We start from the raw sequence: 21,561 nt of genomic DNA, 5'->3' as shown, positions 1-21,561 counted from the left end.
AATAAAGACCAAGGTTAAGCCCCTTGTATTTCATCAATTCGCCCCAACTTCAAAATCATCTTCGCATAAAATTTGAGAACAAAAATGACAATTGCAGAAAATAACCCACTCATTGGTTTAGAAGGGCTTCCGCCGTTTTCTAAAATAGAACCTGTACACGTAGTGCCAGCAGTAAAAGCGGCAATTGCTGAGTGCCGCGCTAAAATCGATGAGGTACTGGCAACCAAATCATACACATGGAATGATTTAGTACTTCCGCTTGAGGAAGCTGATGACAAGTTATCACGCCTATTTTCACCGGTATCACACATGAACTCAGTCGTTAACAGTGATGAGTTACGTGAAGCCTATGAGCAATGTTTGCCATTGTTATCTGAGTATTCAACGTTTGTTGGTCAGCACCAAGGTCTGTACGATGCTTACAACACACTTCATAATAGCGATGAATTTAAATTATTAACGATTGCCCAACAAAAAACCATTACTAATGCATTACGTGATTTTGAGCTCTCTGGGATTGCTTTAAAACCTGAACAACAAAAACGTTATGGCGAAATCAGTGCGCGTTTATCTGAGCTGGCTTCTAAGTTTGGCAACAATGTTATGGATGCTACACTTGCTTGGCAAAAACACATTACTGATGAAAGTGAACTGGCTGGCTTACCTGAGTCTGCTTTAGCACTTGGTGCTGATACCGCACAAAGTAAAGAGCTAGAAGGTTGGGTGTTTACTTTAGACTTTCCATCTTACTTACCTATTATGACCTACGCAGATAACCGCGAGTTACGTGAAGAGTTTTACACTGCGTTTGTGACCCGTGCCTCTGATCAAGGCCCTAATGCTGGTGAATTTGATAACTCTGCCATTATGAGCGAAGAGCTTGCACTGCGTCATGAGCTTGCCGAGTTACTTGGCTTTAGCAGCTACGCTGACATGTCACTGGCAACTAAAATGGCAGAAACGCCTGAGCAAGTTTTCTCATTCTTAGAAGATTTAGCTGATAAGTCAAAACCGCAAGCTGAGCAAGAGCTTGCTGAGCTAACAGCTTATGCAAAAGACAAGCACGGTGTGACGGAACTTGCTGCATGGGACTACGCTTATTATGGCGAAAAACTTAAGCAAGAGAAGTATGCGATTTCTGATGAAGTACTGCGCCCATATTTCCCAGCCAATAAAGTATTAAGTGGCTTATTCACTACAGTAAATCGTTTATTTGGCATTAGTGTTAAAGAAGTAACAGAGTTTGATACTTATCACCCTGATGTACGTTTCTTCGAAATTTACGACAGCAGCAATACCTTACGTGGTCGCTTTTATCTTGATTTATACGCCCGCGATCGCAAACGCGGAGGTGCGTGGATGGATGACTGCATGGGTCGTAAAGTACGTGCTAACGGCGAATTACAAACCCCTGTTGCCTACTTAGTGTGTAACTTTAATAAAGCAGTGGGTGATAAGCCCGCCTTGTTTACTCATAATGAAGTGACAACTTTATTCCATGAGTTTGGTCATGGTATTCACCATATGTTGACGCAAGTTGATGCTGCGCCGGTTGCAGGTATTAACGGTGTTGCATGGGATGCGGTTGAGTTACCAAGTCAGTTCCTTGAAAACTGGTGTTACGAAGAAGAAGCGCTGAGCTTTATTTCGGGTCACTATGAAACAGGGGAGCCGTTACCAAAAGAGTTATTAGATAAACTCCTTGCGGCGAAGAACTTCCAATCAGGTATGCAAATGCTGCGTCAGCTAGAGTTCTCGTTGTTTGACTTTACTATTCACCATACTTACAAAGCGGGTGAGCCATGTAATATTCAAGCAACACTTGACGAGGTGCGCAGTAAAACTGCTGTTGTTAAAGCGCCAGCGTTTAACCGTTTTCAGCATGGCTTTAGCCATATTTTTGCCGGTGGTTATAGCGCAGGTTATTACTCTTATAAGTGGGCTGAAGTGCTCTCGGCTGATGCGTTTTCTAAGTTTGAAGAAGAAGGTATCTTTAACCCTGCAACGGGCGAAGCTTTCTTAAAGAACATTTTAGAGAAAGGGGGTAGTGAAGAGCCTATGGAGTTATTTAAGAAGTTCCGAGGACGCGAACCGCAAGTCGATGCACTACTGAGACATAGCGGCATTGCTGCATAATAATTTTTGTTGATTTAAAGCGCCGTAAGGCGCTTTTTTTATTAATATTTCTTCGCAAAATTACGCTCTCGTACTATTCTTCTTAAAAAAGAGTTTATAGGAATTAAGCATGTCAAAACTGGTATTAGCCATTGATGATGATAAATATATCCATCATGTGATTGAGGAATCGCTATCGGGCTTTTGCACACTGATCCATGCTAAAAATGGTGACGAAGGATTAAGACAGGCGTTAAAGTACAACCCTGACATCATCTTACTTGATATCGAAATGCCGGGTAAAACGGGCTTTGAGGTATGTAACGAATTAAAAGCCAACCCGCAAACAAAAGACACGCCTGTGATGTTTTTGTCGGGTAAAGCTGATTTACCTGACCGTGTAAAAGGTTATAACGCAGGTGCAGCTGATTACATTGTAAAACCATTTAATGCTGAAGAGCTCATGGCACGTATTCGCGTGTTATATCAATATCGTCAGCACTCTAAAAAGCTTAAAAGTGATGTAGAGCGAGCGCAAATCACTGCCGAAATCGCGATGACAGATTCAGGCGATATGGGTCGTATAATGCGCTACGTTGGGCAGAGCTATCATGCACACGATATCAAAGCGTTATCTGAGCATATGTTTGAGTTTTTTAATCCGATGGAGCTCGATGTAGTGCTGGCGTTTTGGTATCAAGATATTGGTGTGTTTTGTAGTGCTGAGGGCGGAGTGTGTCCACTAGAGCAAGAGCTACTCGAAAAACACCGTGATGCAAATCGCTTTGTTGACTTTAGCCATCGCACAATTATTAATTACCCTAAAGTGTCGATGCTGGTTAAAAACATGCCACTTGATGATGCCCAGCTTTATGGCCGTTATAAAGATTTATTTCCGCATATTCTTGAAGTGACTAACGCTAAAGTACAAGACATGGAAAACAATGAGCGGGCACTGACTCAGGCGCAGCAAATAGGTAACTCGTTTAATGAGTTATCTGATCAAATGTACCAAAACAGTGATTCGCGCGAACATGCTGTAGAGAAATTTGCCGCCCAACTTGATGAGCTAAACAAGTCTATTGAGCAAAGTGGTTTATCGGGCAGCGACGAAGTCGCATTTCACTTGCAGCAATTAAAACAAACTCAGCTGATATTTACCTCACTGAATGAAGACTTAGCGTTTATAAAGTTTCAGCTAAAGCATATTATCGAATCGCGTAGTGAGCTTTTAGCTAGCTTACAAAAAATGGCTGAGCCGAGTGATACCGAAGATGTCACTTCACAAACGGATATCGAGCTATTTTAAGCCATGCTATACTGGCGCCGAATAATTTAGCTCGGAGTTTTGCGTGGTAATTCATTGTCCTTTTAAAGAAATGCGTCCTTATTTAGATGCTATCGAACAGCGTTTTGGTTTGGCTAAGTGGGCTGAGCAGAATGTTGGCTTTTCGCTTCATTATGACGATCAGGGTCTCAGCTTAAAGAAAAAGGACGAGCCAAAACTTGGTGCTATCCATGTTGATTTTGTAACCGGTGCTGCCGCCCATCGCCGTAAGTTTGGTGGTGGTAAAGGGCAAGCAATTGCAAAGGCTGTAGGGTTAAACAAAGGTGCCACGCCAGTGGTGCTTGATGCCACTGCAGGCCTTGGCCGCGATGGCTTTGTACTGGCATCACTAGGCTGTAAAGTGATTTTGCATGAGCGCCACCCAGTTGTAGCTGCACTATTATTTGACGGCCTAGAACGCGCCTATAACGATGCTGAAATTGGTCCTTGGATGAAAGAAAACATGAGCCTAGTGTTTGGCTCAAGCCATACTTTACTGGCGCAGTGTAGTGATACACCAGATGTCGTGTACTTAGATCCTATGTTTCCTCATCGTGAAAAATCAGCCCTCGTTAAAAAAGAAATGCGAGTATTCCAAGAGCTTGTGGGCGGAGATAACGATGCCGATGATCTATTAGAATTTGCTTATCCGCTTGCTAGTAAGCGAGTCGTTGTGAAGCGCCCTGATTACGCCCCATTTCTAAATGATAAAACCCCGAGTATGCAAATCAAAACTAAGAAGAACCGCTTTGATGTATACGTAAAAGCTGCAATGGTCTGATACCAATCCGCAGTAATACTTAATCATTTTGAGGGATTAAACCTACCGCTACCAGCGTTAAAAATTTTTCATTAAGAGCAACTTAATAACGAAATTTTTGCCTTGTTATCGACGAGGTTTTATTGCCTCAAAATAGACACCTTAATTAAGCGAATTGGTATTTATGTAACCCTTTTGGGTTAGTTGCTCTCGCTTTTACCTGTTATTTTTTACGGTTTACATCAAATTGTCATAAAAGGTTAATATTCTACGCGCGTAACGTTACTTGGGAATATCGTTTATGCGCGTGTCATCATTTACTCGGCTATTGGCCGTTTTACTCACTCTCGCTAGTATTTTACTGGCAGCAACCCTGTTCTGGGCTAGTCAAACTTTACTCGGTTTAGAGCAGCAAGATAACGCTTATAATAAGCTTAAAAACACCATCATTATTGATTTAAAAAGTTACCTTGATGATTATTTAGAGCAAGGTGACAGCCAACACTTAAATAAAGCCTCAACGCTAATAAGCGATGTTAAAAAGCAGCATTTAACTGAGCTACCTAATGACTTGGCGGGCCAACTAAATAGCCAACTGACGGCGCTCGATAAAGACATTAATGGTAAGTATCGTGCTTTAGGTAAGCTATCGGGTAACGAAATGGCGCTGCTCGATAACTCGTTAAGGCAAATGGCAGGTTCGGCCTCATCGTTAATTGGCTATGCAAGCAAAGCCGAGCCGCAAACAGTGCTTGCACTTGAGTATTATCAACTTGCTGCTGACTACTACAGCGAAGTTACATCACTCGCTTTGTATACATACAAGTTAGTGCTTAACTATGATCAAGACACTAAAAATAGCCTCAATCAAAGTGTTGAAAACCTAAATGACCTTGCTGCTAAAATCGATAGACTTGAAAACCTAGGTGTTATGAGCGAAGTGGATGAAGACGCTTTGTTTTTTGGTGAAGAAGCTGAAGACTTAGCCGGTGATATTAAAGCTGAACTAAGTAGCTGGCCTAAACGTTTCCCACGTGATTTAGCATCCACTCTTGAGCAAGCTGAGCAACGTCAAACTGGCATGCAAGCACTTCGAGAACAGATTGAAGCCCTATCTGCGACGGTGCTTGGTGCTGAGCAACAGTTAAAAGATGAACAAAGTAATCTTAAGCAACAAGTGTTTATCGTGTTCTGTGTGGCTATTAGCATGCTGGTGGTTTTAGCGGCGGGTGTTTACTTTGTACAGCGTAACCAAGTGCTTAACCCATTGCGCCAATTACGTGATGGTTTTGCTTTCTTAATTGAAAGTAATGAGCTTAAAAACATCGAGAGTAAAAACCCGAAAACTGAAATAGGTGAAATTGCCCATTACTTTAATCAACTGATTGAGCGTCAGCGTGGTGAGGCAGAAGAACGAGCACAAATGCTGAAGGTTATTAATGACTTTATGCTAGAGATGAGCGAGCACTTACATACCATTGCTCAGCAAACAGATGCCAGTCATTCTCAGGTTGAACAAAACCAAGGTTTACTTTCTGATATTCAACACATTGGTGAGCAGGTCAATAATATTAATGGTCAAGTTGCTGATAACGCCAAACAAACTTTTGGTGCGATGGAGCAGAGCTTAGGCTTTGCCGACAGCATGTTAACCGCAAGCTCTCGCACTGAAGAGCGCGTTGAGCAAGGTCTTGATAGCTTAAAAGAGCTATTAAAAGGGGTTGATGACGTTGGCCAAGTTATTGAGGTGATCAAAAACATTGCTGAACAAACAAATCTATTGGCACTGAATGCAGCGATTGAGTCGGCTCGTGCCGGTGAACATGGTCGAGGTTTTGCGGTTGTAGCGGACGAAGTCCGAAAACTTGCCAGACAAACACAAGGTTCGCTTGATGATATTAATAGTCAGCTAAACCGCTTAAGTGAAAATTCAACCATGGTATCAGAGCAAATTAGTGCGTTGGCTAATGATGCCGAGCTGCAAACACAAAATGCTCAAGAGCTTAAACGTAACTCAGAAGGTGTTGCCGATAACGCGCAAGATGCTAATAAAGTCGCGTTTGATGCCATGGAGCTGGCAAAGCAACAAAATGCCTTACTCGAAAACTTTAGCCAATCAATGCAGAGCATGAAAGGGCAGGTAAGCGAGTCGAACTCATTGGTTAGTGATATTCAGCATCGCCTACAAGAGCAAATGCACACCATTAAAACCAGCTTAGGTTTATAACTCTTCAAAGGGCGAGCAATGGTTTACACTGTTTGCCCTTAAATCATGCGGTATTCAATTTTTTGGGTATATACTCTGTACTCTTATTTTCTTTCAAGGAATCACGATGATCGAACAAGGCCAAACTCTACCTGCAGCAACCCTTAGCGAATTAACTAGCGAAGGTATGCAAACCTTATCAACAGAGGCATTATTTGCAGATAAAAAAGTGGTGTTATTTGCCGTGCCTGGCGCATTTACACCAACCTGTTCTAATGCTCACTTACCTGAATTTATCACCTTAGCTGATAAAATTACTGCCAAAGGCGTTGATGCAATTTACTGTGTATCGGTAAACGATGCATTTGTAATGAAAGCATGGGGTGAAGCGCACAATGCTGAGCACATTCGTATGTTGGCTGATGGTGATGCCAGCTTTACTAAAGCACTTGGTTTAGATAAAGATACGGCAAGTTTTGGTGGTGTGCGCTCAAAGCGTTACGCGATGATCGTTGAAAACCAAATAGTAACAGGGCTTTTTGTTGAACAAGATAAAGAGTTTGTTGTGAGCCGCGCTGAAGCTGTGCTAGAAAAACTTTAATAGCAATTCGTGCTTAATTAAGTAAATACAAAAAAGCCGGACGTAAGTCCGGCTGAAAGTCCCAGGGGGGAACTGGGGAGATCAACTATTAAGGTTGATACTGTGCATCCAATGTCACACCAGAGAAAGTCTTGTAAGCATTTAAGCTTAAGTGCCAAGTACCTGCTTGTGGGTTACTGAATGTACATGTTTCTGCGTTACCGTTTTTGTACGGACGACAGTCATAGCTTGATGTCGTTGGTTGGCTACCAAACTTAACGAATAAGTCAGCATCACCCGAGCCACCAGAAGTCGTTACTGTGAAGCTTGCCATACCTGCTGGTACTTCTAATGTGTAATGTTTCCACTGACCTGCACTTGCCGAGATATCAGTCACTGTGCCGCCACCTGCTTGTGGTGAACCTGAGCCTGAACCTCCGCCTGATACAGTTAAATCACCCACTAAGCTAACACCTGAGTAGGCAGAATAACCATTCAGCATTACATGGTAAGTACCTGCTGTTGGGTTATCGATAGAACATACTTCATTGTTACCGCCTTTGTATGGACGACAATCATAGGTTGACGTTGTTGGTGCGCTACCTGCACGAACGTAAAGGTCAGCATCACCTGTACCGCCACTCATAGTGAAAGTTACGTTAGTCGCACCTGTTGGAACTTCCATTGTGTAGAAAGTTTGGCTGCTAGCAGAGCCACTTAAACCTGTTAGTGCTTGACCATCTTCTAACACATTCCCCGTTGGTGGTGGCGGAGTTGTACCTGATGCCGCTGCAACTGCTGCTGCCGCATCCACAATACCTGTCCCACAGCTAGTACATGTTGCTGGGAAAGAACGGGTTGTTGATTTTAAAATGTTTTCGATTTCATCAGGCGTTGCTGAAGGTTTAGCTTGCTTGATTAGCGCAGCGACACCCGCAACATGTGGTGCTGCCATCGATGTACCTTGCGAGTAGTGGTATGAATCGCTGCTTGGGCCTGTTGAGCCTGAGTTGTGAGTTGATAACACACCTTCAGAATCATTAGCAAAGCTTTGTGCGCCACCCGGTGCTGCAACATCAATGTTGCTACCGTAGTTTGAGTAGTATGCACGACCACCGTTACGACCTACTGATGCAACGTTTACTACGCCATTACAGTTACCTGGGTTGTAGTTTGCAGAGTTATCGTTGTCATTACCTGCTGCGATAACGACTACAGTGCCGTTGTTACGGGCTTGGTTAATTGCATTTTGTGTTGTAGAGCTACATGAGCCGCTACCGCCTAAACTCATGTTAATAACATCAGCAGGATTAGCATTTGCTGGTACACCAGAAACGGAACCACCTGAAGCCCAGATAATACCGTCAGCTATATCAGATGTTAAACCACCACATTTACCAAGTACACGAACAGGAACTACTTTCGCATCGTAAGCAACACCTGCAACACCTTCACCGTTGTTAGTAACAGCTGCAACTGTACCGGCAACGTGCGTACCGTGCCAGCTAGAGTCTTGAGCACCGTGTGTGTAACCACACTCGTTAGCACTGATTGCATCACCTGGATCGCGAGCATCGCTATCACGACCGCCCCCATCGTTTGCTACAGACACGTTAGAGATCATGTCATAGCCCTGAAGGATGTTTGCGTTTAGATCAATATGAGGACGGTAACCTGTATCAAGTACCGCAACTACCACACCGCTACCTGTTGCTGTATCCCAAGCTGTAGGAAGGTTTAAACCACCTGCTTGCTCGTAGTAGTGCCATTGGTCGTCATAACGAGGGTCGTTAGGCGTTGCAAATGGCTTTAACATTTGGTCAATTTCGATGTATTCAACATTACCTGTTGCAAGCACCTCTTGCATGAACTCTTGTGCTTCTTGAGCAGAAAGTTTTTTATCAGCACGCATTACGTGGTGATTATTCATCGCCATTGCACGAACATATTGTGCTTTTACTTTACCTTTCTTACTTGTGAAGTTTTTAACAAAGCCTTTTGCTTTTTTGTTCATCATAGTTGGCGATTGTTCTGCTGCCGACATAGTCATCATTTCATCATTGTTATTTTTATATTTGATGATGAATTGCGTACCAAAGCCTTCTTGACCTTGTAATTTTGCTGCAGTTTCCTGCATAGATGGCGACATAAGTTGGTTTGGAGTAGCCATTGCTGCTGTTGTCCCAAACAACGCAGTCAAGCTCAGTGCAATTGCGCACTTCTTCAAGTTGTTGTTAGTTGTCATAATGATCCCTAGATTGTTATGTAAATCTTCACGGTATTTTTCGCGAAGGGGGACAAAGGTAAAATAAATGTAAATTTAGTTAAAATATCGTTTTATTATGGTTGTCTCTATTTTGGTTATAACCGAATGTATAGACGTCTAAATCAGTCTTTTTATGGTGTTTTTTAATACTTTTCTCATAATAAAGTTATAAATTTTTAGTTTTGAGTTTTTACTTTATTTCGTTTTTTGGTTTTATCTTTTTTGTAAAAACACCGTACTGTTAACACAGCAGCGAAAATAACTTGTTATAATCAGCTAAATTTTTTTAGTGAGTATGAGTAATGACCCAAGTAGACGTAATTGTGATTGGCGCCGGTGCCGCAGGTTTGATGTGTGCTGCACAAGCAGGCTACCGTGGTCGCAATGTTACTGTGCTTGATATGGGCAAAAAGCCGGGCCGTAAAATATTAATCAGCGGCGGTGGTCGTTGTAACTTCACCAATGAAAACGCAAGCCCAGACAATTACTTGTGTGGCAATCCTCACTTTGTAAAATCGTGTTTAAGCCGTTATACCCAACATGACTTTATTGAGCTGGTGGACCGTCACGGTTTGGCTTATCACCATAAAACGCTGGGCCAGTTATTCTGCGATAACAGCGCACAAGATATCGTCGATATTCTTTTAACTGAGTGCGAGTGGGCGGGAGTTAACATAGCGCTGCGTAACGAAGTACTCAGTGTGACCAAAACAGATGCTGGTTATGAAGTTATTACCGAGCAAGACAGCTATCAATGCGAGTCGTTAGTTGTTGCATCCGGTGGGTTAACCATGCCTAAGCTCGGTGCATCACCAATTGGTTATAAAATTGCAGATCAATTTGGTTTAACAGTGTTACCAACCATGGCGGCATTAGTGCCATTTACTTTGCACCAGCACGATAAAGATCGCTTTGAAGGTTTATCGGGGATCAGTATTCCTTGTCTGGTTAGCAGTGAAGATGGCACCCAGTTCAAAGAGAACATCCTGTTTACTCACCGTGGCCTTTCGGGCCCAGCGATTTTGCAAATCAGCTCTTTTTGGCGTGCAGGGCAAACTGTGTACATCAACTTGTTACCCGAGCTCGATTTAAAACAGCAGCTTGAGCAGTGGCGTCAAAGCCAAGGGCAAAAGTCACTAAAAAATACTCTTGCGACAATTTTACCAAAACGTTTTGTTGAAATGCTGCACGACACCAAGGCTATTCCAGATTGCAATGTAAACCAGCTAAGCCATGCGCAAATCGACGCGTTACATGACTACGTTCATAATTGGCAAATTAAACCTAACGGCACAGAGGGTTATAGAACAGCCGAAGTAACGCTTGGCGGTGTAGACACCGACGAGTTAAGCTCAAAAACCTTCGAAGCGAAAAAGTCACCGGGCCTTTATTTCATCGGCGAAGTCACCGATGTCACTGGCTGGTTAGGCGGCTATAACTTCCAATATGCTTGGAGCTGCGGCTTTGCAGCAGGGCAGTATTGTTGAGCTAAGTTACTAGCTGCTAGTTGCTAGGGGAAAGACATTACTGGCTAGGAGCCAGGAGATAGGAGCTAGGCTCTAGGAACTAGGTGCTAGGTTAGCACTTGTTTGGAGGTCGGGCTTTAGCGTTTTTTTATAACGCCATATGACGGCCTTAATAATTTAGCTTACAGCTCCTCCCATACAGCCAAGTTCCGATTTATGGTCTATTATTTCATTTTGCTGAGTAGTAATAATGTATTGGACTCGAGTTGCCCATGAAGCTTAACGACGCACAGATGTTTATTAACCCTGTTTATCGGTTAATAGAAATTACACCTATCCCCGTTACTGTTTCTTCGCCTAGCGGTAAACTTGAATATGCAAACCCGGCACTAAAACAATTATTAGGTTACGAAGGCGATGAAGTGTACGCAGATGATGTTGTTATAACTCATGCTGATGACAGGGAGCTAAATAAAACTATTCGTGCCAAGCTTAATCAGTTCCCTGAGCAGCCATTACAAATCGAAAAGCGTTACAAGCATAAGCTTGGGCATTCTATTTATTGCCAGCTGAACATTGTCGCAGAGGTAGATAATGACGGTAATGTCGTTCGTTATATTTCACAGATAATTGATTTAACAACGGTCAATAAAGAGGCGGCAGCAGATATTCTACTGACATATTTGGTTGATAAATCAAATGATGCCATGTTTATTGCAGACCCTCAGTTTGGTCAAATTCTTAACTGTAATCAATTAGCTTACAAGTGCTTAGGTTATGAAAAAGAAGAGCTACTAAAACTGACTGTGCCAGATATTAACCCAGACTATGATACGAATAGCAAATGGCTGGATAGGGTAGCGCGAATAAAAGCCCAAGAAACCACTATTTTTGAGTCGTGCTTAAAACATAAAGATGGTCATACTTTTCCAACTGAAGTGAGTGTTTGTTATATCGACCATCAAGGAAAAAGTTATCTTCTCGCGATTGTGCGTGACATTTCAGCTCGAAAAAATAAAGAACAGGCGTTGATTGAGCTTGCTAACCTTGACCCGCTTACCCAATTACCGAACCGTCGTTATCTAGAGCAATTATTGAATGATGTATTTAGTGAAAATGGTGATGTGGCTGAGGGAATGGGCTTTATTTATATCGATTTAGATGAGTTTAAACAAATCAACGATCAATATGGCCATGCAATAGGTGATGAAGTTTTAGTATGGGTTGCAAAGCAACTTCAAGCCGCCGTTAGAAGTACCGACTATGTAGTAAGAATGGGCGGCGATGAGTTTTTAGTGACTATATCAGGAGTAACTAATACGATGATTTTGAATCGCTTAGCTCATAAAATTGCGGCTCAGTTTACAAAACCATTTAGTTCTAAAGGTATATCAATTGAGGTTACAGCGAGTATAGGTGTGACAGCGCATTTTCTAGGAGATGGTGTGTACGCAGCGAACCAGTTAATTGAAGAAGCCGATGCGGCTATGTACCAAGCTAAAAAGCAACCTGGAACAACCATTATTCACTTTAGCTAATCGTTTTAAAGCCTTAAGTTACTTTGAAACTTGAAACTTGAAACTTGAAACTTGAAACTTTTCCCGTCTAAGCAGCCACTTCAACACAATTACGGCCGTTACTTTTCGCTTTATACAATGCTTTGTCGGCAACGGTGAGGGTTTCTTTCACGGTTGTTGAAGAGTGAGCTACGCTGTGTATACCAATACTCACGGTAAACTGCACGGTTTGCACTTCATCAATAGTGATGTAGGTTTCTTGCGCCTTTTGGCGAATTCGCTCGGCAACTAGCTTTGCATCAAGTAGGTTACAATTGAGTAGTAACACAAACTCTTCGCCGCCGTAACGGCAGGCTATATCAGCAAGGCCTTGTTCTGAGGTGAGTATGTTGGCAAATGCGATAATAACTTTATCGCCAACATCGTGGCCGTATGTGTCGTTAATGTTTTTGAAGTGGTCGAGATCAGCAATTAGGAGGGTAAACTCTTGCTGATTGGTTGCCATCGCGGCAATCAGTTCTTCACTTTTTCTGTCAAAGTAACGGCGATTATACAGGCCTGTCATAGGGTCTGTATCGACCAAGCGGTTGAGCTCAGTTTGCTGTGCTTTAATTTTTTCGAGGCTCTTAATTCGATAGGAAAGAATAAACGCCATCATTAACGCTTCGAGCAAAATACCTATGCCAACACCGTGGCTATTAATCACGTTTGCGTCGCTGATCCCTTTGTAATAAAGCACCGCCAGCATATTGAAAATAACGAACATAGAGTGGCCGAGCAAAAAGTATTTTGCCAGCGCGTTACCTTTGCGCCACAGCGAAATAGATACTCCAAATGTCACAGTCATCATTAATGCAGCCAAGCTGCTGGCAGGTTTTAATGCACCTACAATATCGAACAAGCTATAAACAAAGTCCGCAACGAGTAAGAACAAAATAATCGAAAGTGCAATATGCTCTTTAGGGTAGAGCTTTTTGGTTTCGAAAATAAGCATTACAAAGATCACTAAAAAGCTTGGCATACTTAGCAAGTTAGAATTGAGTTGTAATAGTTCGGCACTAAAAATACCGAAAAAGTTAGCGGCAACACCATAAGATAGCGCCACCCAAACTGTGCCAGAAATAAGGTAAAGGGCGTAAACGATGTTCTCGATTTTACGTGCCGATAAATACAAGAAAAAGTTATAAATCATCAGTGCTAACATCATCCCAACAAGTAGAGCAATATAATTACCATTCCCTACAAGAGCACGTTTTGAGTGCTCTTCATCAAAAATAGCGAGTGCAAACCATTGATGAGAAAAGGTCACGCTTTTTATGTAAATTGTTTTTTGCTGATTGGGTGCAATATAAAACGAAAATACGGCACTACCACCAAACATGTTGGTTTTAGGCCCTGCTTTATCAAGCTGAATGACCGATTGATTTATCAGTTGCCCTGCTTGCGTTTCGTAAAAGCTCACTTCTTCTAAGTGATAGGCATCTGGGTTATGTACAAATAAGCGCAGGGTGTCGCTGTAGGTATTTTTTATAACTATTTTTGACCATGTTGTTTTGGCATTCGTGCCTAAAGTGAGCTTGTTTTGACTGTTTATAAAACTTTGCAGCTGAACTTGTGAAAGAGGCATAGTGCCAGAGCCATCAATAAAATAGCTCATATCAAATTGGGTGAGGTCAATGCTACGTTGGTTAATATTAACAATAGGGGAGTTATCGGCGCGGCTTTGATTAGCCAAAGTTAGGCATATTGAGTAGATAACAAAAAGCAGTATAAAGCGCGTAATCATCCCTGGTGCCTGTATCCAAATAAAAATAGTAATAAAGTTTTATTTTTAACGTAAACTGCTGGCTTGTCGAGTAAATTATTAACGAAAAATAAAAAAGCCGCTAACTTAGCGGCTTTGTTGGTTGCGAAAATATATTAACGTAGGTCGAAACGATCTAGCGTCATTACTTTAGTCCACGCTGCTACGAAATCATCAACGAACTTTTGTTTAGCATCGTCAGATGCATACACTTCAGCAATTGAACGAAGCTCTGAGTTGGAGCCAAAGATCAAGTCTACTGGTGTTGCTGTCCACTTAAGTTTGCCTGACTTACGGTCACGGCCTTCGTAAACACCTTCTTCAGAAGATTTAGACCACTTCGTTGACATATCGAGTAGGTTAACGAAGAAATCGTTACTTAATGTGCCTGGTTTTTTCGTGAATACACCGTGTTTAGTTTGGTCAGTATTCGCGTTAAGAGCACGCATACCACCTAGTAGTGCAGTCATTTCTGGTACTGATAAGCTTAATAAATCAGCACGTTCTACAAGCATTTCAGCCGGTGATTTCCATGCTGAGCTGTAGTAGTTACGGAACGCATCTGCCGTTGGCTCAAGCACTTCGAATGATTCAACGTCAGTCATTTCTAATGACGCGTCCATACGACCTGGCTTGAATGGTACTGCGATAGAGAAACCAGCGTCGCTTGCTGCTTTTTCGATTGCAGCCGCACCACCAAGAACAATCATATCTGCTAGTGAAATTTCTTTACCGCCAGATGCGTTTTTGTTGAACTTAGTTTGGATTTTCTCAAGTTTGCTAAGTACTTTAGCCACTTCTTTCGGGTTGTTTACCGGCCAATCTTTTTGCGGAGCAAAACGAATACGTGCACCGTTTGCACCACCACGCATATCTGTGTCGCGGTAGCTTGCTGCTGATGCCCAAGCAACACGGACTAGTTCAGATACAGATAAACCTGAATCTAAGATGCTAGCTTTAAGTGACGCGATATCTTTGCTGTCTACTAGTTTGTGATCAACCGCAGGGATGTAGTCTTGCCAAATTAATACTTCTTCTGGCACTAAGTCACCTAAGTAACGAGCTCGTGGGCCCATGTCACGGTGGTTTAGTTTGAACCATGCTTTAGCAAATGCGAGTTCGAACTCTTTCGGGTCGTTTAAGAAACGTTCTGAGATCTTACGGAACTCAGGATCCGCTTTTAACGCGATATCGGTTGTGAACATGATAGGTGCATGACGCTTACCTTTGATGTGTGCATCTGGCACAAGATTAGATGCTTGACCCTTTTCAGGGATCCACTGAGTTGCACCTGCTGGGCTCTTGGTTTTAACCCATTCAAAGCTGAACAAGTTTTGAAGGTAGTTAATTGACCAACGTGTTGGTGTCACAGTCCATGCACCTTCAAGACCTGAAGTGATGGTATCTTCTGAATGGCCTTTACCACATTTATTTTTCCAACCTAAGCCTTGTTCTTCGATACCCGCTGCTGCAGGTTCTTTGTCTAAACAGGTCGCTTTTTTGGCACCGTGAGCTTTACCAAAGCTGTGACCACCGGCGATTAGGGCAACGATTTCTTCATCGTTCATTGCCATGCGGCCGAAAGATAAACGAATATCTTCTGCTGCAAGAAGTGGATCAGGATTACCGTGTGGGCCTTCAGGGTTTACATAGATTAAGCCCATCTCAACTGCCGCTAGTGGACCTTTTAGTTTGCCTTTTTTGTCACGACGTTCGTCAGTTAACATTTTGCCTTCAGGGCCCCAGTATACGTAGTCTGGTTCCCAATCGTCTTCACGACCACCGGCATAACCGAAAGTTTTGAAGCCCATTGATTCAAGTGCAACGTTACCCGTTAGTGCCATTAAGTCAGCCCAAGAAATACTGCGGCCATATTTCTGCTTTATTGGCCAAAGTAAACGACGCGCTTTATCAAGGTTTGCGTTATCTGGCCAGCTGTTTAGTGGGTCGAAACGTTGTTGACCACCGCCAGCACCACCACGGCCATCGAATGTACGGTAAGTGCCTGATGCGTGCCACGCCATGCGGATGAAGAATGGACCGTAGTGGCCGTAATCAGCAGGCCACCAGTCTTGAGAGTCAGTCAGTACCTTCTCAATGTCGGCTTTTACCGCATTTAGATCTAATTTTAAGAATTCTTTTTTGTAATTAAAGTATGGACCCATAGGATCAGACTCTGCGCCATGAGCACGAAGTTGGCTAAGGTCTAATTGCTCTGGCCACCAGAATTGGTTTGATTTTATTTCGTTCGTAGCTTGTACGCCTGTTGCCACCAACAGTGATACTGCAACAGCGACTTTAGAGAAAGCTGAAGTTGATTTTTTTAACATTGTGTTGTCTCCAGTTAGAAGTTGGGTGAAATATAGAGTTGTTCTGATTAACTTTCCACTTACAAACTGGGGTTTAAATCGATTGATAAAATCGATAAAATAGATGGTGTGATTGATTTTTTCGAACAAAGCCAGCAATAATGCTGGCTCTAGGGGAGGGGGACATTAAGCTGAAATTCAGCTTATTGTTTATTCTTCAATAAAAGGGACGCCGTTTTTGATCCACTCAGCAGCAGGTTTACCTTTTAAGTAATGATCAAAATATTCCATCATGCGCACCGAAAAATCCACTTGGTTAGGGAATTTCTTCAAGTGGTGTGGTTCACCTTCGTATTGTAAGAAGGTTGCATCTTTACCGGCACGGCGAAGAGCTAAGTAGTATTGAACCCCTTCGTGCCATGGCACTGCATCATCTTTGTCACCAAACATAATCAGAATTGGGGTATTCACTTTATCGGCAAAGAACACCGGTGAGTTTTCGATATATAGCTCTGGCGCTTCGAATAAAGTTTTGCCTATACGGCTTTGCCCTGTTTCGTATTGAAACTGACGGGCAAGACCTGATTTTAAGCGAATACCGCTATAAGCACTGGTCATATTAGATACTGGCGCACCTGATACAACGGCCTTAAACATGTCTGTTTGAGTGATCATAAAGGCGCTTTGGTAGCCTGCCCAAGAGTGACCTTGTAAACCAATTTTATCTGGATCAGCAATGCCTAAATCAATTAACTTTTGAGTTGCGTTGATCATAGTTTGCGTTGATGATTTACCAGGATGACCAATCTCAAAACGGATATCAGGTAAGAAAATCGCATAGCCATTTGAGGTAAACATCGGGAAGTTAGGGCGATGATTTAACTCCATTTTCGGGAAGTCATACATGCGTTGGCTCATATAGCGATAGAAGTACACAACTACAGGAACCTTATCGCCTTTTTTATAGCCTGCAGGCTTAATTAATACGCCTTGTAAATCTTCACCATCAAACCCTTTGTAGCTAATAAGCTCAGGTTTTTCACCCCATGCAAAGTTGCTAATTTGCGGGTTTAGGTTAGTAACACGTTGTGGCTTTTTGAAGCTAAAATCAGTTTGGTAGTAATCAGGGAATTGCTGGTATGTTTGTGCAGTAAATAGGTATTTGTCGGCATTTTTAGCCTTTTTCACTACGTCGTAGCGCTTTTTACCCGAAAGTACTTTGCTGACTTTATTGCTCGATAAGTCAAGTTTGGCAATCTCTGTTTGCTTATCTTGCACGTTGGTTGCGCTTAGCAATAATGTTTCATCTTTGGCAAAACCAACTTTGTCTTTATCAAGTTTAATAACACGATATTGGGTGTTAGTTTCTTTACCTTGAGTTAAGCGCGTTGCCTTTTGTGATGCGACATCAAAAGCCCAAATATCAAATTTGCTGTAAACCAATACTTGGCTGCTGTCGTTCAACCAGCCCGCAAAACCATAACCCGGCTGAGGTGATGGGTAGTCATGTTTATCATCAGCAAAAACAGCGTTAATTGCTTTAGATAAGGTCGAAACCTTGTTGCTACCTAAATCTTTTAGCTGAACTTGGCTATCTTGGAAAAATGCTGCAAATTGACCATTTGGCGCAAGGCTTGGTCTAAATGGATAGTCGCTGACGATAGCTGTTTGTTTACCGGTTTTAACATCAACACTGAAGTAATCTGCATAAAAACCACCATACATAACGCGCTCTAAGTAAGGTCGGTCTGAATAGCCTAATAGTGCTTCGCGATTAGTGTTAAGCGAAACTTCTGGCATGTTTGGTGTGCTTAGCTGCACAACGTGCTGACCATTTATATGATACACAGCTTGGTAGTGACGAAGCTTATTCGCTTTGTTCCATTGCTGCTCTTCGCGAGGCTTAATTTCAGCGTCTTTATTGTGCCAAACGTTTAGGCCCTTCTGGTCGCGTATGGTATCGAAATCATATAAAGAGGCTTCATCTTTGTATTCTTTCAAGACAGATTTTGCGGCGAGTTTAGGGTGGTTTTCATAGTATAAACGAGCACCATCTTCAGACCATTTTAATGATGCTGTTTTGCCGATAGTCCAGCTGCTATCTGCTGAGTTAATGGTTGAAAGAGCCCCGTTTTGTAAAAGCTGTAAGCTGTGATCGCGACGTCGTGTATCATCATTAACATAATTACCAATTAATAGTGCTGCGGTATTGCTGTTTGGTTGCCATGCAATTTTATTTGCAACAACACCAGGCTCATCAATCAACACGTTAGTTGCAAAGTCATTATTAAGATCAACTAATACAACTTGGTTGTCGGCACCATCGCTGTAGCTTTGGCTTGCTAATAATTGCTCGCCTGTACTGCTAATCGCATAGCTAAATACATTATTTATAGTGTGAGTTGTTTTGTCTTGAAGATTAACAAGCACTAAATCAAAGCTTTTATCTTTTTTATCTGGCTTGATTTCGCTGCTGTTTTCGTCTTTTTCTTCGCCGTCTTTTTTATCTGCTTTTTCTGCTTTCTTATCTAGTCGATAGGCAAGCCATATACCATCATCCGATAACGCATAGTCTTTTACATCGTTAAAAGTCTGCTGCTCGCCATTTTTAGTATTTACTAAAACAAGGTTATTTTTCAGCTGGTCTTTTTTCTTGGTGGTTTCTTTTTCAAGTAGGGTAGGTACCTGAGTAAAAGCCACCCAGTTTGCCGCTTTATTAATAGTAGGGCGGGTACCGCGCTCAACGCTGGTAAGTAGGTGGTTATTGTTTAACGTATAAACCTGACCTTCAGCATTACCGCGATAAGGGTCTGCACTAAAGCTAAGAATTTGGCCGTCTTCAGAAAGTTGGGTGCCTTTTGCGTATTTAAAATCAAACACGTCTTTAAATTGCAGAGCCTCTTTCGCACTAACATGTGCACTACCAAGGCTTGTCACCAAGGCTAAGCTCAAAAGTGATAATTGCGCTTTCATTAGTCTTTCTCGTTGTTTTTAAAATTTACGCACCCAGTGTAGCGTTTTTAATAAACAATTCGAGTAGATACGATAAGTGGCGTGTTTGGGGAGGTGGAAGGGGAAAGTTGCTAGGGGAAAGTTAGCGAGATTAAAGCTTGTAGGCGTGAAATTTATTTCACGCGAAAAAATTGCACAAAGAGAAGTGAATGAGAAAAGAATGAGGAAAGTTAGAAAGCAGCCTACTAACTTTACTCTTTCCCCTAGAAGCTCGCTAACTGTTTGGAGTTAAATCTGATAGCTGACGGCTGACAGCTCCAACATTACTCTTTCCCCTAGCAACTCACTACAACCAAATTTTTTGTAACTCTGGCCACTGTTTTTCAAATTGTGCACTTGGTTTTGCTTTAAAGTCGCTGCGCACGAATTGGTTCATCTTACCTTCAACATAGGCGAGTAAGAAATTGGCTAGGGTGCTTTCGTCTGACTGGAATGCTTTGCCTTCGCGAAGTTTGCGCTCGCGTAGCACTTGCTTGAATTGAGTTTCTAGCTTCTCGAATAAGCCTTGTACTCGTTCACGTAAACGCTCTTGTTCACCTTGTAAGGCATCACCGGTCAAAATACGGGTAATGCCTGGGTTTTTCTCTGCAAAGGCTAACAATAACAGCAAAATATTGTAGACTCGAGTTTGGCTTTCTTTCTCATTTTCTAAAATGAGATTAATGCGTGATAACAGAGTATCTTCAATAAACTCGATTAGGCCCTCAAACATCCGTGCTTTACTCGGGAAATGACGATATAGCGCAGCTTCAGACACACCTACCTCCGCCGCTAGTTTTGCGGTTGTGATACGTTGACCTGGGCTGGTTTCTAACATTTGTGCGAGTGCTTGCAGAATCTGCTCTTTGCGATTACTTCTTTTTGTCGCAGGCATGACCATTCCTTTCTTATAATTTATTACTTGCGCTGTTGGGAGTCAGACAAGCCATTTTTTGTGCAAATGAGTGGCTTATGTTAATGTTTTATTCAGTTTCTTTCCAGCATTTTTACAAACGCTTGGCAAGCTCAGTCATTACGCTCATGGCCAAATCTTTTTTACTTCCCATTGCTAAATCTAGTTGCTCATTGTGCCAGAACAGTGTTAAAGCATTATGATCAGAATTAAAGCCAAGGCCTTCTTTTGATACGTCATTTGCGCAGATCATATCGAGGTTTTTATTCTTTAATTTACCTTGTGCGTAACTGGCAACATCTTGGGTTTCGGCAGCAAAACCAACTGTATAAGGACGGTTTTCGTTCAGCGCGGCGACGTTAGCTATGACATCTGGGTTTTTAACTAAGGTGAGGGTTAGTTCATCACCTTGCTTTTTCATTTTTTGCTCATGAATCGCTGCTGCACGGTAATCTGCCACCGCTGCACAGCCGATAAAGGCATCCGATTGCGCGGCTAGCTCCATCGAGGCGGTGAGTAATTGCTCAGCACTTTCTATATTAGTAAGCAGGGCATTAGCAGGTGCTTTAATTGTCACTGGGCCTGAAATCAGGTTTACCTTTGCACCTAACGCAAGTGCAGCTTCAGCAAGGGCATAACCCATTTTGCCAGAGCTGTGATTAGAAATATAACGAACTGGGTCGAGGGCTTCTCGGGTTGGTCCTGCTGTGATCGTGATGGTTTTGCCTGCAAGTAAAGGCTCAACCTCAGGTTGTGTACACAGCGCGACTAACTCATGAGGCTCTAACATACGTCCTGCGCCTACATCACCACAGGCTTGCTCACCTTTACCTGGGCCCCAAATAGCAACGCCGCGTTCACTAAGTGTGGCAATATTTGCTTGTGTAGCTGGGTGGGCGTACATCTGTTGGTTCATGGCAGGTGCAACCGCGACTTTTGCAGGGGTGGCTAGTAGTAGGGTTGTCAGTAAGTCATCTGCAATACCCATCGCCATTTTCGCTAAAATATTGCTGGTTGCAGGGGCGACTAAAATAAGGTCTGCCCATTTGGCAAACTCAATATGACCCATTGCGGCTTCTGCTGCAGGGTCGAGTAATGAATCAGAAACAATCTCACCGCTTACCGCTTGCATAGTTAAAGGAGTAATAAAGTGTTTTGCTGAGTCGGTCATGACGACTTTTACTTCACAGCCTTTATCTTTTAAACGGCGAACAAGCTCTGCGCATTTATAGGCTGCAATACCACCACTCATACCTAGCAGGATTTTTTTATTTACTGATTTTGTCATTACGTGAAATTTAACCTTT

The 21,561-nt window shown here is 42.5% G+C and carries 13 protein-coding genes; 7 read left to right on the top strand and 6 right to left on the bottom strand.

Features of this window, described 5'->3' with window-relative positions; genetic code table 11:
* The first annotated feature begins 84 nt into the window (after nucleotides 1-84).
* The 5 genes from prlC (at nucleotide 85) to EVU92_RS01740 (ending at nucleotide 7,009) form a co-directional block, all read left to right on the top strand.
* Nucleotides 85-2,136 (top strand): oligopeptidase A, encoded by a 2,052-nt coding sequence (gene prlC, locus EVU92_RS01760; protein ID WP_130049765.1) that lies wholly within the window; start codon nucleotides 85-87, stop codon nucleotides 2,134-2,136.
* Nucleotides 2,137-2,245: 109 nt separating this feature from the next.
* Nucleotides 2,246-3,424 carry a response regulator gene (locus EVU92_RS01755; protein ID WP_130049764.1) on the top strand — a complete coding sequence of 393 codons (1,179 nt, stop codon included), beginning with the start codon at nucleotides 2,246-2,248 and terminating at the stop codon, nucleotides 3,422-3,424.
* Nucleotides 3,425-3,467: 43 nt separating this feature from the next.
* A complete protein-coding gene (locus tag EVU92_RS01750; RefSeq protein WP_130049763.1) occupies nucleotides 3,468-4,223 on the top strand; it encodes a class I SAM-dependent methyltransferase in 756 nt (251 codons plus the stop codon).
* A 280-nt stretch (nucleotides 4,224-4,503) separates the two neighbouring features.
* Nucleotides 4,504-6,429 (top strand): methyl-accepting chemotaxis protein, encoded by a 1,926-nt coding sequence (locus EVU92_RS01745; protein WP_130049762.1) that lies wholly within the window; start codon nucleotides 4,504-4,506, stop codon nucleotides 6,427-6,429.
* 106 nt (nucleotides 6,430-6,535) lie between these two features.
* Nucleotides 6,536-7,009 (top strand): peroxiredoxin, encoded by a 474-nt coding sequence (locus EVU92_RS01740; protein WP_130049761.1) that lies wholly within the window; start codon nucleotides 6,536-6,538, stop codon nucleotides 7,007-7,009.
* Nucleotides 7,010-7,097: 88 nt separating this feature from the next.
* On the opposite strand, the gene EVU92_RS01735 is transcribed toward EVU92_RS01740, so the two are convergent.
* Entirely contained in the window at nucleotides 7,098-9,233 is a 2,136-nt protein-coding gene (locus EVU92_RS01735) for a S8 family peptidase (RefSeq protein ID WP_130049760.1), read from the bottom strand.
* Between the two features lie 323 nt (nucleotides 9,234-9,556).
* Between EVU92_RS01735 and EVU92_RS01730 the strand changes: the two genes are divergently transcribed.
* Nucleotides 9,557-10,741 carry an NAD(P)/FAD-dependent oxidoreductase gene (locus tag EVU92_RS01730; RefSeq protein WP_130049759.1) on the top strand — a complete coding sequence of 395 codons (1,185 nt, stop codon included), beginning with the start codon at nucleotides 9,557-9,559 and terminating at the stop codon, nucleotides 10,739-10,741.
* Nucleotides 10,742-10,992: 251 nt separating this feature from the next.
* Complete coding sequence (locus EVU92_RS01725) at nucleotides 10,993-12,258, top strand: diguanylate cyclase (protein WP_130049758.1); 1,266 nt, start codon at nucleotides 10,993-10,995, stop codon at nucleotides 12,256-12,258.
* A 67-nt stretch (nucleotides 12,259-12,325) separates the two neighbouring features.
* Here EVU92_RS01725 and EVU92_RS01720 read toward each other — a convergent pair whose 3' ends face one another.
* From EVU92_RS01720 to coaBC, 5 genes are all read right to left on the bottom strand, one after another.
* Complete coding sequence (locus tag EVU92_RS01720) at nucleotides 12,326-14,023, bottom strand: diguanylate cyclase (protein ID WP_130049757.1); 1,698 nt, start codon at nucleotides 14,021-14,023, stop codon at nucleotides 12,326-12,328.
* A 134-nt stretch (nucleotides 14,024-14,157) separates the two neighbouring features.
* The gene (katG, locus tag EVU92_RS01715; RefSeq protein WP_130049756.1) at nucleotides 14,158-16,371 is read right to left on the bottom strand and encodes a catalase/peroxidase HPI; all 2,214 of its coding nucleotides are present in this window, start codon (nucleotides 16,369-16,371) and stop codon (nucleotides 14,158-14,160) included.
* 189 nt (nucleotides 16,372-16,560) lie between these two features.
* Nucleotides 16,561-19,323 (bottom strand): prolyl oligopeptidase family serine peptidase, encoded by a 2,763-nt coding sequence (locus tag EVU92_RS01710; RefSeq protein ID WP_130049755.1) that lies wholly within the window; start codon nucleotides 19,321-19,323, stop codon nucleotides 16,561-16,563.
* 325 nt (nucleotides 19,324-19,648) lie between these two features.
* Nucleotides 19,649-20,236 (bottom strand): nucleoid occlusion factor SlmA, encoded by a 588-nt coding sequence (gene slmA, locus EVU92_RS01705; RefSeq protein WP_054554189.1) that lies wholly within the window; start codon nucleotides 20,234-20,236, stop codon nucleotides 19,649-19,651.
* 112 nt (nucleotides 20,237-20,348) lie between these two features.
* Nucleotides 20,349-21,542 (bottom strand): bifunctional phosphopantothenoylcysteine decarboxylase/phosphopantothenate--cysteine ligase CoaBC, encoded by a 1,194-nt coding sequence (gene coaBC / locus EVU92_RS01700; protein ID WP_130049754.1) that lies wholly within the window; start codon nucleotides 21,540-21,542, stop codon nucleotides 20,349-20,351.
* Between the last annotated feature and the right edge of the window lie 19 nt (nucleotides 21,543-21,561).

This window comes from Pseudoalteromonas sp. MEBiC 03485 (assembly GCF_004195145.1).
GTDB lineage: Bacteria > Pseudomonadota > Gammaproteobacteria > Enterobacterales > Alteromonadaceae > Pseudoalteromonas > Pseudoalteromonas apostichopi.
This window is presented reverse-complemented; position numbering and strand designations above follow the sequence as displayed.